This is a genomic window from Bacillus cereus group sp. MYBK222-1, assembly GCF_051916425.1.
Lineage (GTDB): Bacteria > Bacillota > Bacilli > Bacillales > Bacillaceae_G > Bacillus_A > Bacillus_A paranthracis.
In genome coordinates this window covers 624,628-637,602 of record NZ_JBQAGP010000002.1, presented here as the reverse complement: position 1 = coordinate 637,602, position 12,975 = coordinate 624,628, and the positions used below count along the sequence as shown (strand labels likewise).

The window sequence follows — 12,975 nt, the reverse complement described above, 5'->3', positions numbered from 1 at the left end:
AATAAATTATATAGTGAAGATTGGATGAGAGAAAGGAAAGCAAGAATGGAAAAACAGTCATGGATGGAGCTATTGCCGATTGATCGTTATAAAGTAAGTGCGAAAGGATTATTGCATAATTACGACCGAAAAGTGTTAACGATGTTATATCAGCCGTTAATAGGTAGTAGAGCTTTTAGCTTGTACATGACGCTATGGGGAGAGTTAGAACAAGATCGTGTATTTGGAAAAGAGAATACGCATCATTCCCTTATGGTGACCATGCAAATGCAGCTTCCTGAAGTATATGAGGAACGAGTAAAGTTAGAGGCAATTGGACTTTTGAAAGTATATATTAAGAAAGAAAAAGATATTCGAATGTTTATATATGAGCTGCAACCACCTTTATCTCCGAAGCAGTTTTTTGATGATATTGTTTTAAGTATCTTTTTATACAATCGATTGAGTCGGACAAAATATAATCAAGTAAAGCATTATTTCTTAGAAGAAGAATTTGATTTTGCATCTTATGAAAATGTTACGCGTTCTTTTAATGATGTGTTTGGTTCGTTTAATCCAGGGCAGCTTGAGCATGCGCAAGAAGACCTTCGTATTCCAAAAACGACAGCTATGCCAAGTAATGAAAAGGGAGACGCTCCAAAAGTTTGGAATGATTTCTTTGATTTCTCCTTATTTGTAGATGGCTTGTCCGCTCTTGTTCCTAAAAAGGCGATTACAGATCAAGTGCGAGAATGTGTCATTACACTTGCTTACGTGTATGATGTAGATGTGTTATCGATGCAAAATATCGTTCTTGGTGCGGTGACAGAGCTGCAGACAATTGATATCGAAAGGCTTAGAAAAGGAGCGCGTGATTGGTATCAGTTCGAAAACGGCCAAGCGTTACCTGTATTAAGTGAAAGAGTACAGCCTCACGCTGCACGTATGATGAAAGAAAAAGAGCCTTCTACGCAAGAAGAGATGTTAATCAAACAGTTAGAGGAAATCTCACCAAAACAACTATTGAAAGAAATCTCTGGCGGTGCAGAGGCAACGAAGGCTGACTTGCAAATCGTTGAAGATGTAATGATGAATCAAAAGTTAACACCAGGTGTTGTGAATGTACTTATTTATTACGTTATGCTACGCTCAGATATGAAACTTGCGAAAACGTATGTGGAGAAGATTGCTGGACATTGGGCACGTAAAAAGGTCGGCACAGTAGCTGAAGCAATGGCGTTAGCGAAAGAAGAAAACCGTCAATATCAAGAATGGGCTGAGACGAAGAAGAAAGGCCGTACGTCGAAGAAAACGGTACGAAAAGAAATGGTACCAGATTGGTTGAAAGAAGAGCCGAAAGAACAAGAGAAAGAAACTGTGAAAAAAGATGTAAGTGCTGAAAAAGGTGCGAGTACGTTAGAGGACGAACGAAAACGATTAGAAGAAGTGTTAAAAAAATATAAGCGTGATTAATAGAAGAGAATGAACGCTCTTTGAGGTGAGAAAATGGAGCATATTCAAAATTCATTTGCAAAGTTAATGGAAAATGAAAATTTTAAAAATAGATATGAAGTATTAAAGGCGGAAGTAATGGCACATCCGCGTGTGAAAGAATTTATAGACGAACATAAAGGGGAAGTAACAACGTCTATGATTGAACGCAGTCTTGTGAAATTATACGAATATATTGGACAAAGTGTAGGTTGCGCGGATTGTCCGGATCTAGGTTCGTGTAAAAACATGCTGCAAGGATATGAGCCAAAGCTCGTTATCCAAGGGAAGATGATTGATATTCAATATGATCGTTGCGTTAGAAAAGTAGCATATGACGAGAGGAAGAAATATGAAAAGCTCGTTCAAAGTGTATATATGCCAACTGATATTTTACAAGCAACGATGGAAAACTTAGACCCTTCAGATTTAGATGCGCGTATTGATGCAATTGGTGCAGCTAATGAATTTTTAAGTACATATGAACCTGGTAAAAAAGTACAAGGTTTATATTTGTACGGTAAATTTGGTGTAGGGAAAACGTATTTATTAGGAGCAATTGCGAATGAGCTTGCTCGAAAGAAAATAAGTTCAATGCTCGTATATTTCCCTGAATTTTTACGTGAAATTAAAAGTTCAATTCAAGATAATTCGATTGGGGAAAAGATTGATGCGGTGAAACGCGTACAAGTTTTAATGTTAGATGATATTGGAGCAGAAGCGATGTCAAGCTTTGTGCGTGATGATGTACTCGGTGCAATTTTGCAATTCCGTATGTTAGAAAACTTACCGACGTTCTTTACGTCTAACTTTGATTTTAAACAACTAGAACATCATTTAACATATACGCAGCGCGGTGAAGCGGAAGAAATGAAAGCAGCTCGTATTATGGAGCGAATTAAATATTTGGCGAAACCAATTCCGATTGGCGGGAAAAACCGTCGTCATAAGTAAAGAGCAAGCTGAGAAGCTTGCTTTTCTTTTGTAGTTAAACGCTTTTTAAAGTAGCCGAATGATAAAATGAAAAGTTCTTATTGAAAATTCCTAGTAGCTTGTATCATTTTTTTCTCCCTCCCTTAATATATATAAAATTAGCAAGCCATATCGAGTGGATTTTCTAACGATAAGAAATGTAATTCTACTAAGAGTGAACTTTCACGCGGGACGGACTCTTATAGGATTTGTAACGTATAGATACAGTCCTTTAGAGCAGGGATAAAAGGGGGGACAAAAGTGATTGAAATTTGCTTCGAAGAAAAAAATGATGCTATGCACGTATATAGACAACTATTGAAAAGAGCGGAACTGTTATATAAGGAAACGAGTGTGTATTTACAGGAACAAAAAGTGGTGATTCACATACCAGTATGTGAATCAAATTATATTGAAAAGATTTTATTGCCAGTAATGGTATATTTCATTGTGAATGTGAAACAAAATGAGTGGATATATACAATCTTAAAAGAGAAGTTTTTTTATGAAGAAGAGGAAGAGTGCCATCAAATATTGCATATGGCACAAGAGATTTTAAAAGGAAGAAGAAAAGGAATTGCTCGTGAATTAACACGTCACACATTTGAATCATATATTAAATCCTCTTTAAATAACTGGCTTTGTGATCCGCTTTCATTCTCGTTTTCATCATATGTTCGTTTTCGTCTTCGTACATATAGGGAAATGGTAGCTAAGCTTGCTGAAGTGGCAATTGATGAGTATAAGTTAGAACAAGAATATCAAATGTTTATTGAGACGCTCCGGCAACAAGTCCGTAGCCGGAAATCACGTTTGTCATGTGTACATCTTATTTTTGATGAAAGTTTTATTTTCTATGATGATAAAGGTAGACGTTTAAAACAAGAGAAATTGGTTCAATATATAGATGAAGACTTATTAAAACAAAAGGATGTATATATTGATACGAAAGTAATTGCACCACTTCTTTCTATTTCGCCGAAAAAAATTTATTTGTATACGAAAGAACAAGACCATAATATGATTATTACTTTGCGAAATGTATTTCAAGAACGGGTACAATTACATGGATTACATGAGTTTGAGCGCAATGTGAAAAATTTAAAAAATAAAGGTAACGCCCTTGATTTTCTAAGTTTTTGAGCATATAATTACCTACATAAATGAAATATATTGAAATGTCATGATGAGGACATGAGTAGTTTTCTACGATTTTCAGAGAGGGAAGCCTTAGGGTGTGAGCTTCCTAGTACGGGATTATTACTTACCACCTCTAAACTTTAGCAGTGAACGGTTTTTCTAGTAATTGCTAACGGACAACACCGTTATGTTGAACTTGAGCAATTAACAATTATGTTAATTGGAACAAGGGTGGAACCACGAATTCAACACTCGTCCCTTTTTACGGGATGAGTGTTTTTTATTTTGAGAAAAAGAGGAGTGACCAGTGATGGCAGATGTAGTTAAAATTACTTTCCCTGATGGAGCTGTGAAGGAGTTTCCAAAAGGCGTAACAACTGAAGAAATCGCAGCTTCTATTAGCCCAGGCTTAAAGAAAAAAGCTGTGGCTGGAAAATTAAATGATGAGATGATTGATCTTGTTACACCAATCGAAGAAGATGGTGCAGTTTCTATCATTACATTAGATTCTGAAGATGGCTTATATATTTTACGCCACTCAACAGCTCACCTTTTAGCGCAAGCGTTAAAACGTTTATATAAAGATGTTAAGGTTGAGCTTGGCATTGGTCCAGTAATTGAAAATGGCTTCTACTACGATATTGATATGGAAGAAGCAATTACAGTTGAAGACTTCAAGAAAATCGAAAAAGAAATGCAAAAAATTGTGAACGAGAACTTAGAAATCGTTCGTCATGAAGTACCACGTGCAGAAGCAATTCGTCGTTTTGAAGAAATCGGCGATGAGTTAAAATTAGATTTAATTAACGATCTTCCAGAAGATGCAGTTATTTCAATCTATGAGCAAGGCGAATTCTTCGACCTTTGCCGTGGTGTCCACCTTCCATCTACAGGGAAAATTAAAGTATTTAAATTATTAAGCGTTGCGGGTGCTTACTGGCGCGGCGATAGCAATAATAAAATGTTACAACGTATTTACGGTACTGCATTCGTTAAGAAAGCAGAATTAGATGAGCATTTACGTATGCTTGAAGAAGCGAAAGAGCGCGATCACCGTAAATTAGGTAAAGAATTAAAACTATTTACTAATAGCCAAAAAGTAGGACAAGGTTTACCACTTTGGTTACCAAAGGGTGCAACAATCCGCCGCATTATCGAGCGTTACATCGTTGATAAAGAAGCAAGCTTAGGCTATGATCACGTATACACTCCAGTACTAGGAAGCAGAGAGCTTTATGAAACTTCGGGTCACTGGAACCACTACCGTGATGGTATGTTCCCATCAATGGAAATGGATAATGAAGAGTTAGTTCTTCGTCCGATGAACTGCCCTCACCACATGATGGTTTATAAAAACGATATTCACAGCTACCGTGAATTACCAATCCGTATTGCGGAACTTGGAACAATGCACCGCTACGAAATGTCAGGTGCGTTATCTGGATTACAACGTGTACGCGGAATGACTTTAAACGATGCTCACATTTTCGTACGCCCAGATCAAATTAAAGAAGAATTAAAACGTGTTGTAAACTTAACTCTAGAAGTGTACAAAGATTTCGGTTTAGAGAACTACTCATTCCGTCTATCTTATCGCGACCCAGCAGATACTAAAAAGTACTATGCTGATGATGAGATGTGGGAAAAAGCACAAGGTATGTTAAAAGAAGCTATGGATGAAATGGGTCTTGATTACTATGAAGCTGAAGGTGAAGCGGCATTCTACGGTCCAAAACTTGACGTTCAAGTTCGTACTGCTCTTGGAAAAGACGAAACACTTTCAACTGTACAATTAGACTTCTTACTTCCAGAACGCTTTGAACTATCTTACGTTGGTGAAGACGGTAAACAACACCGTCCAGTTGTAATTCACCGTGGTGTTGTATCTACTATGGAACGTTTCGTAGCCTTCTTAATTGAAGAATACAAAGGTGCATTCCCAACTTGGTTAGCTCCAGTTCAAGTACAAGTAATTCCAGTTTCTCCGCAAGTACATTTAGACTATGCGAAGAAAGTACAAGACGAATTACGCCGTGCTGGTATCCGTGTTGAATTAGATACTCGTGAAGAGAAAATTGGTTACAAAATCCGTGAAGCACAAATGCAAAAAATTCCGTACATGCTTGTAGTAGGTGACAATGAAGTAACTGAAAACGGCGTAAACGTACGTAAATACGGTGAACAAAAATCAGAAACAATCGCATTAGATGCTTTTGTTGATATGATTAAAGTAGAAGGAAAACGATAAGAAAAAGCCGCGGTATACCGCGGCTTTTCTATGTAATATGAGTAAGGGAAATTAGAAAAAAAAACCATGTAACACTTATCGTAAAAAAGTATTGCAAGTATGTTAGTTGTTTGTTACAATATTTCTTGTTGTTAGTAAAACACATTGCGTCTTCTTGACAGACGTCATGTCCTATGATAAACTCATCAAGGATAATAGAATATTGTTTTGTGGAACAAGTAGAAGCACCCGCTTCTCACCTGATGGACGCATTCGCAGTTTACAGGTAAATGTATTTCTTACTTAAGATTTTACAAGTGTGGGTGTCGTATGCCCGCACTTTTTTTGTCGGGTTCTATGACTACAAACTATGTTCTGAGAAAACCTTGGAGGTGGCTTACTATTAGCAAGGATATGATGATTAACGAGCAAATTCGTGCACGCGAAGTACGTTTAGTTGGTGCAAATGGCGATCAACTTGGAATCAAGTCTCGTAATGACGCTTTAGACTTAGCTGCAAATCTTAATCTTGATTTAGTATTAGTTGCTCCAAATGCGAAACCGCCAGTATGCCGCATTATGGACTACGGTAAATTCCGCTTTGAGCAACAGAAAAAAGAAAAAGAACAGCGCAAAAATCAAAAAGTAATTAGCATGAAAGAAGTTCGTTTAAGTCCAACAATTGATGAACACGACTTTAACACAAAACTTCGTAATGCTATCAAGTTTTTAGAGAAAGGCGACAAGGTTAAAGCGTCAATTCGCTTTAAAGGACGTGCCATTACTCATAAAGAAATCGGTCAACGTGTTTTAGATCGCTTCTCAGAAGCTTGTGCTGAAGTTAGTACAATCGAATCTAAGCCTAAAATGGAAGGACGCAGTATGTTCTTAGTTTTAGCACCGAAAAACGATAAGTAATAGATAGAGGAGGAAATACCTATGCCTAAACAAAAAACTCATCGCGGCGCTGCAAAGCGTTTCAAAAAGACTGGATCAGGTAAACTGAAACGTTCTCACGCTTACACAAGCCATTTATTCGCTAACAAATCTACAAAAGCTAAACGTAAACTACGTAAAGCTGGTGTAGTAAGCGCTGGTGACTTCAAACGCATTCGTCAAATGCTTGACAACTTAAAATAAGTTCGGCTGATATATAGAACAATTAGGAGGTAATATTATGCCAAGAGTAAAAGGTGGTACAGTTACTCGTCAACGTCGTAAAAAAGTAATTAAATTAGCAAAAGGTTACTACGGTTCAAAAAATACATTATTCAAGGTTGCTAACCAACAGGTTATGAAATCTCTAATGTATGCATTCCGTGACCGCCGTCAAAAGAAACGTGACTTCCGTAAATTATGGATTACACGTATCAACGCAGCAGCTCGTATGAATGGTCTTTCTTACAGCCGCTTAATGCACGGTCTTAAAAATGCTGGCATCGAAGTTAACCGCAAGATGCTTGCTGACTTAGCTGTTCATGACGAAAAAGCTTTCGCTGAATTAGCAACAGTTGCAAAAAACAACATTAACTAATTAATTAGTTGAAACCTTAGAAGATTTTTCTTCTAAGGTTTTTTTATTTGTATGCAAAGAGAAGTGTGTCGTTATCGATATGACAAAATCAATATAAAAGTTATAGCAATATAGAAGAATATGCATATGAAGTCAGGAGAATCCTCCTGGCTTCTTTTAATTATCATCCTCTGGAAAGAAGAGTATCTTTCCTACCTGAAACGACACTGCTATAATGGAAAGATGATATGGAACTTTCATCAGATAAAATAATATTTTTAATAGTGGGCAATTCCTGGATAATTATTAACTATCACCAATCGGAGTGAACAATCTAATCGTGATGATTGAAACGTATTTGTAAATTAAGGACAAGCTATTTTGTGTAAAGAGGTAAATGGCTGACTTATTAATAAGAAACGAAAAATAATAATGAACTTTGAGATGAAACAACATTGTTGCGTAAAATGCGATGTTGGAGGAGGACAATAGAGTGGACTTACTACAACTATTTAAATTACAAAAAGAATTAGATGACCGTATTGCGAAAGAACATGACTTACAACCGAAAAAATTGTTAAAAGAGAAAATGTTAGCTCTTCTTGTAGAAATTGGAGAACTTGCAAATGAAACACGTTGTTTTAAATATTGGAGCAACAAACCAGCATCAGAACGTGAAGTCATACTAGAAGAATACGTAGATGGCTTACATTTTATTTTATCAATCGGAATTGATTTAGGTATTGATAAAAACTTCTTATTCTATAAGTGTGCACAGACGAATAAAACACAAGTAGAAATTTTCTTAGACACGTATGCGAAGGTGATTCGTTTTACAGATCAACCATCTATTACGAACTATATTGAATTATTTACAAGCTACCTTCGACTTGGACAAGCACTTGAGTTTGAACAAGAAGAGATTGAAAAGGCATATTTAGATAAAAACGAAGTAAATCATCAGCGTCAAACACAAGGATACTAAGTTAATTTTTGAATATTTCAATTTCCTTTTGTATAATGAAGTGACTGAAGAAAAAGGAGGGTGTTGGCAATGACAAAATTAGACGAGACATTGACAATGCTAAAAGAATTAACAGATGCACGTGGTATTGCGGGTAACGAGCGTGAACCACGCGAAGTAATGAAGAAATATATTGAGCCGTTTGCGGACGAACTTTCTACTGATAATTTAGGAAGTTTAGTTGCGAAAAAAGTAGGGGAAGAAAACGGCCCGAAAATTATGGTTGCAGGTCATTTAGATGAAGTTGGCTTTATGATTACGCAAATTGATGACAAAGGTTTCCTTCGTTTCCAAACAGTTGGTGGCTGGTGGTCACAAGTTATGCTTGCACAGCGCGTAACAATTGTAACGCGTAAAGGAGATGTAACAGGTGTTATCGGTTCAAAACCACCGCATATCTTACCTCCAGAAGCGCGTAAAAAGCCAGTTGAAATTAAAGACATGTTCATCGATATTGGTGCTTCTAGCCAAGAAGAAGCAATGGAGTGGGGCGTACGACCAGGAGATCAAGTTGTACCTTACTTTGAATTCCAAGTGATGAAGAACGAAAAAATGTTACTTGCAAAAGCATGGGATAACCGAATTGGTTGTGCAATTGCAATTGACGTATTAAAACAATTAAAAGATGAAAAGCATCCAAACGTTGTATATGGCGTAGGGACTGTACAAGAAGAAGTCGGTCTTCGTGGTGCAAAAACATCTGCAAACTATATTAAACCAGATATCGCGTTCGCGGTAGATGTTGGTATTGCTGGTGACACACCGGGTGTAACGTCAAAAGAAGCGCAAAGTAAAATGGGTGATGGACCACAGATCATTTTATATGATGCTTCTGTTATTGGCCATACAGGTTTACGTGACTTTGTAGTTGATGTTGCTGATGAATTACAAATTCCATACCAATATGATTCAGTAGCGGGCGGTGGAACGGATGCAGGTGCAATTCATATTGCTGTAAATGGTATTCCGTCTATGGCAATTACGATTGCAACCCGTTACATTCATTCTCATGCGGCAATGTTACACCGTGATGATTATGAAAATGCAGTGAAGTTAATTGTAGAAGTTATTAAACGTCTTGATAAAGAGGCTGTACATAACATTACATTTAATTAATAGAAAAAGCGAAGGAGCCTCTCCTTCGCTTTTTTGTGTTTTAAAAAGGTCGTTCTAATCCTGCGGCAGTATGAGCCCCTAAAATGATTAAACGAGTTAATTGCATGGCCATAAAATGCGGGGTATATATCATCCCTTTTTTTAGCCATGACATAATCATGCCGAGATGGGCACCAGTAACATAACTAAGGAGAATGTCACGTGGAACCATTAGTTTTTCATCGTTAGGCTGTGCAATAGAGAGGCTTAATGTTAAATGTGTTTGAATGGCTTTCATCATTTTATACGTAAAGTTTCCGGCAGCTTTATCACCAAGCATGACGTTATAGAAGTTCGCATTTTCTGCGATATGTTCAAATAAAGACAAGAAATTTGGATGTGGTGAATCAAATGTAAGTTGAAAATCTTCTTTATTTCTATTTTTCGGTTTAATAACTTCTGTTAGCTTCTCTAACATTTCTTCAATGCTTTTGTCTAGTAAGTCATATTTATCGTGGTAATGGCTATAAAACGTAGCGCGATTTACAGGAGCACGTTCTGCAATATGTTGAACAGTTACATTTTCAAACCCTTTTTCGCCTACTAAAGCGACAAAAGCATCCTGTATGAGTTGTCTCGTCCGTTTTACACGTGGATCATTTGTATTTTTAATAGACATTTTTATTTCCCCTCGTTTAATTTTCTGTATTTAAACAACATATTGGTATTATATTGTTGTTTAAGCGACATTTCATACGTAAATTGTCGGTTGTAGATTTGAAATAATTATTTATAATTATAAACGATAGTCCTTCAGAAATCAGCACCGCTTGCAGGTAGATAAATTTCGATTTACACCGCAGATGGTGTGATTTTTTTGTTTAAAAGTTAATATAATTAACAATTAAACAATCTAAACAATAAGGACGTAAATAGTCTAGAAAAAAATTATATGCGATATAAGGAGAGGAATGCAATGAATCAGTTTCGAAGAATGGTGATTATCAACATTATCACATTAATTGTACTAGTTGGTGGCGGTATTGGCGGTTATTACTATTACAATCAAGCGGAAAATTACTTAAAAACAGACAATGCAAAAATTGATGGAAAGGTAATTCCGATTGCATCACCAGTAGCAGGGAAATTAACTGACTGGAAAGCTGAAGTAGGTAAGAACTACAACGAGAATGATAAATTAGGTGCTGTCACTGTAGCGGCAGCGAATGGAGAACAAACAGTAGATGTAACAATTCCACAAAATGCAACAGTTGTACAATCAAACGCAACAACAAATGCTTTCGTTGGAGCAGGTAGCCCAATCGCTTATGCATTTGATATGAACAATTTATGGGTAACAGCAAATATTGAAGAAACAGATGTTGATGATGTTCAAAAAGGTCAAGATGTAGATGTGTATGTAGATGCATACCCAGATACAACGTTAACAGGAAAAGTAGAACAAGTTGGCTTAACAACAGCGAACACATTCTCTATGTTACCATCAAGCAACGCAACAGCGAACTATACGAAAGTAACACAAGTAGTACCAGTTAAAATTTCTTTAGATCATAGCAAATCAGTAAATATTGTTCCTGGCATGAATGTGACAGTTCGTATTCATAAGTAAGGGGGAGATGAGATGTCCTCAATTGTAATTGCAGGATATGCACTATTTTGTATAATCGTCTTCTTCCTTGTAAATCGTCTTTTACGAAAGAAAAAAACGAAAATGGGAGAAGAACAAGTCCCAGCCGTAAGTAAAATAGAAGTAAGTAAAGTTGAAACAGAAGAGAAAGACATTGAACGAAAGCAAGAACCGGAAATTTCTAATGTAGTTGAGTTGGAAACAGGAAAGCAAGAAGAAGTAAAACAAGAAAAAGAAGTGCCGAAAAAACAAATGTCTATGCCTGTAGAGAATGTGAACGTAAAAGCAGTGGTAGCTGTATTAATTCTCGGCATGTTCGTTTCTATTTTAAACCAAACAATCATTAACGTTGCATTGCCTCCGTTAATGAATGAATTTAACGTATCAACTTCAACAGCACAATGGTTAATTACAGGCTTCATGCTTGTAAATGGTATTTTAGTACCGATTAGTGCCTTTTTAGTTTCACGATTTACGTATCGTAAATTATTCGTAGCAGCAATGTTATTCTTTACGGTAGGATCTATCATTTGTGCTACTTCAGGAAACTTTACAATGATGATGACGGGCCGCGTTATTCAAGCGGTTGGTGCGGGTATTTTAATGCCGGTTGGTATGAATATCTTCATGACATTATTCCCGCCTCATAAGCGCGGAGCTGCAATGGGATTACTAGGTGTAGCAATGATTTTAGCACCAGCTATCGGACCAACTGTAACAGGTTGGGTAATTGAAAATTACAGCTGGAACTTAATGTTCTATGCGATGTTTATTATCGGTTTAATTATTACGTTCCTATCTTTAAAATTCTTTACACTAGCTCAGCCAGTGTCTAAAACAAAATTAGATATATTCGGTGTTGTTAGTTCAAGTATTGGACTAGGAAGCTTATTGTACGGATTTAGTGAAGCTGGAAATAATAGTTGGACTAGTGCAGAAGTTGTTATTTCACTTATTATCGGTGTAATTGGTTTAGCGTTATTTATTTGGAGAGAGTTAACGACGGACAATAAAATGCTTGATTTACAAGTATTTAAATATCCAGTATTTACTTTCACTTTAGTAATTAACGCAATTGTTACAATGGCATTATTCGGAGGTATGTTATTACTTCCTGTATATCTGCAAAATATTCGTGGCTTTACGCCAATTGAATCTGGTTTACTACTTCTTCCAGGATCATTAATTATGGGGATCATGGGACCAGTAGCGGGTAAATTATTCGATAAATATGGCATTCGTCCATTAGCGATAATTGGATTGGCAATTACGACGTATGCGACATATGAATTTACAAAATTATCGATGGATACACCGTATAGCGTTATTATGACGGATTATATTATACGCTCAATTGGTATGTCATTCATTATGATGCCAATTATGACAGCTGGTATGAACGCGCTACCGATGAAATTAATTTCTCACGGTACAGCAACGCAAAATACGTCAAGACAAGTAGCGGGTTCAATCGGAACAGCGATTTTAATTACACTTATGACGCAACAAACGACTGCGCACGTAGCAGATTATGGAAATATGTTAACAACGTCAAACCCAATTTTAGTTGATAAAGTACACGGCATGGGGCAAAGCTTAGCAGCGATTGCTGGATCAGCACAAGCAGGAGATGCGATGAGCACGCAACTATTATTCGGACAAATTTCAAAGTTATCTGCAATTAACGGTATTAACGATGCCTTCTTAATTGCAACGATACTTGCAGGGATTGCTTGGGTGTTATCGTTCTTCTTACCATCAGGCAATAAACCAAATAGAAAAGCAGGGAATTAATTTCCCTGCTTTTTATTTTGGATAGTATTAATAAATAAATGAGAAATAACGATCCAAATTATTGAAAAATGTTAAAGAAAGAGGAATTTGAA

At 36.6% G+C, this 12,975-nt stretch carries 12 protein-coding genes and 2 other annotated features; of the genes, 11 read left to right on the top strand and 1 reads right to left on the bottom strand.

The window, feature by feature from the left end; all coding sequences use genetic code 11:
• Positions 1-45: 45 nt before the first annotated feature.
• The 9 genes from ACTFR9_RS15295 to ACTFR9_RS15255 all read left to right on the top strand — a co-directional run bounded on the left by ACTFR9_RS15295 (position 46) and on the right by ACTFR9_RS15255 (position 9,462).
• Positions 46-1,452 (top strand): replication initiation and membrane attachment family protein, encoded by a 1,407-nt coding sequence (locus ACTFR9_RS15295; RefSeq protein ID WP_000415042.1) that lies wholly within the window; start codon positions 46-48, stop codon positions 1,450-1,452.
• A 33-nt stretch (positions 1,453-1,485) separates the two neighbouring features.
• Positions 1,486-2,424 (top strand): primosomal protein DnaI, encoded by a 939-nt coding sequence (dnaI, locus tag ACTFR9_RS15290; protein WP_000400101.1) that lies wholly within the window; start codon positions 1,486-1,488, stop codon positions 2,422-2,424.
• Positions 2,425-2,703: 279 nt separating this feature from the next.
• Positions 2,704-3,585, top strand: a complete 882-nt coding sequence (gene ytxC / locus ACTFR9_RS15285) for a putative sporulation protein YtxC (RefSeq protein ID WP_000569618.1) — start codon at positions 2,704-2,706, stop codon at positions 3,583-3,585.
• 31 nt (positions 3,586-3,616) lie between these two features.
• Positions 3,617-3,845: a binding site (T-box leader), on the top strand.
• A gap of 47 nt (positions 3,846-3,892) precedes the next feature.
• Positions 3,893-5,830, top strand: coding sequence for a threonine--tRNA ligase (gene thrS / locus ACTFR9_RS15280; protein WP_000786083.1), 1,938 nt, complete (start codon positions 3,893-3,895; stop codon positions 5,828-5,830).
• Positions 5,831-6,040: 210 nt separating this feature from the next.
• Positions 6,041-6,161 (top strand) — a sequence feature (ribosomal protein L20 leader region).
• A 62-nt stretch (positions 6,162-6,223) separates the two neighbouring features.
• On the top strand, positions 6,224-6,727 hold the full coding sequence (gene infC, locus ACTFR9_RS15275) for a translation initiation factor IF-3 (protein WP_000973214.1): 504 nt from the start codon (positions 6,224-6,226) through the stop codon (positions 6,725-6,727).
• A gap of 21 nt (positions 6,728-6,748) precedes the next feature.
• Positions 6,749-6,949 (top strand): 50S ribosomal protein L35, encoded by a 201-nt coding sequence (gene rpmI, locus ACTFR9_RS15270; protein WP_001125945.1) that lies wholly within the window; start codon positions 6,749-6,751, stop codon positions 6,947-6,949.
• 37 nt (positions 6,950-6,986) lie between these two features.
• Positions 6,987-7,343, top strand: coding sequence for a 50S ribosomal protein L20 (rplT, locus tag ACTFR9_RS15265; protein WP_001138362.1), 357 nt, complete (start codon positions 6,987-6,989; stop codon positions 7,341-7,343).
• A gap of 472 nt (positions 7,344-7,815) precedes the next feature.
• Positions 7,816-8,307: a dUTP diphosphatase gene (locus ACTFR9_RS15260; protein ID WP_000365050.1), complete on the top strand. Its 492-nt coding sequence runs from the start codon at positions 7,816-7,818 to the stop codon at positions 8,305-8,307.
• A 69-nt stretch (positions 8,308-8,376) separates the two neighbouring features.
• Positions 8,377-9,462 (top strand): M42 family metallopeptidase, encoded by a 1,086-nt coding sequence (locus ACTFR9_RS15255; RefSeq protein WP_000163568.1) that lies wholly within the window; start codon positions 8,377-8,379, stop codon positions 9,460-9,462.
• A gap of 40 nt (positions 9,463-9,502) precedes the next feature.
• Here the strand turns inward: ACTFR9_RS15255 and ACTFR9_RS15250 are convergent, their stop codons facing one another.
• A complete protein-coding gene (locus tag ACTFR9_RS15250; protein WP_000023670.1) occupies positions 9,503-10,120 on the bottom strand; it encodes a TetR/AcrR family transcriptional regulator in 618 nt (205 codons plus the stop codon).
• A 297-nt stretch (positions 10,121-10,417) separates the two neighbouring features.
• On the opposite strand from ACTFR9_RS15250, the gene ACTFR9_RS15245 reads away from it, so the two are divergent.
• Positions 10,418-11,071 carry an HlyD family secretion protein gene (locus ACTFR9_RS15245; RefSeq protein WP_001071404.1) on the top strand — a complete coding sequence of 218 codons (654 nt, stop codon included), beginning with the start codon at positions 10,418-10,420 and terminating at the stop codon, positions 11,069-11,071.
• Positions 11,072-11,083: 12 nt separating this feature from the next.
• The gene (locus ACTFR9_RS15240; protein ID WP_000095286.1) at positions 11,084-12,883 is read left to right on the top strand and encodes a DHA2 family efflux MFS transporter permease subunit; all 1,800 of its coding nucleotides are present in this window, start codon (positions 11,084-11,086) and stop codon (positions 12,881-12,883) included.
• Positions 12,884-12,975 lie beyond the last annotated feature (92 nt).

Excerpts from the sequence above, each read along its gene's own strand:
- ACTFR9_RS15295 (WP_000415042.1), top strand. The coding sequence starts at position 46 with ATGGAAAAACAGTCATGGATGGAGCTATTGCCGATTGATCGTTATAAA.
- dnaI (WP_000400101.1), top strand. The coding sequence starts at position 1,486 with ATGGAGCATATTCAAAATTCATTTGCAAAGTTAATGGAAAATGAAAAT.
- thrS (WP_000786083.1), top strand. The coding sequence starts at position 3,893 with ATGGCAGATGTAGTTAAAATTACTTTCCCTGATGGAGCTGTGAAGGAG.
- infC (WP_000973214.1), top strand. The coding sequence starts at position 6,224 with ATGATGATTAACGAGCAAATTCGTGCACGCGAAGTACGTTTAGTTGGT.
- rpmI (WP_001125945.1), top strand. The coding sequence starts at position 6,749 with ATGCCTAAACAAAAAACTCATCGCGGCGCTGCAAAGCGTTTCAAAAAG.
- rplT (WP_001138362.1), top strand. The coding sequence starts at position 6,987 with ATGCCAAGAGTAAAAGGTGGTACAGTTACTCGTCAACGTCGTAAAAAA.
- ACTFR9_RS15255 (WP_000163568.1), top strand. The coding sequence starts at position 8,377 with ATGACAAAATTAGACGAGACATTGACAATGCTAAAAGAATTAACAGAT.
- ACTFR9_RS15250 (WP_000023670.1), bottom strand. The coding sequence starts at position 10,120 with ATGTCTATTAAAAATACAAATGATCCACGTGTAAAACGGACGAGACAA.
- ACTFR9_RS15245 (WP_001071404.1), top strand. The coding sequence starts at position 10,418 with ATGAATCAGTTTCGAAGAATGGTGATTATCAACATTATCACATTAATT.
- ACTFR9_RS15240 (WP_000095286.1), top strand. The coding sequence starts at position 11,084 with ATGTCCTCAATTGTAATTGCAGGATATGCACTATTTTGTATAATCGTC.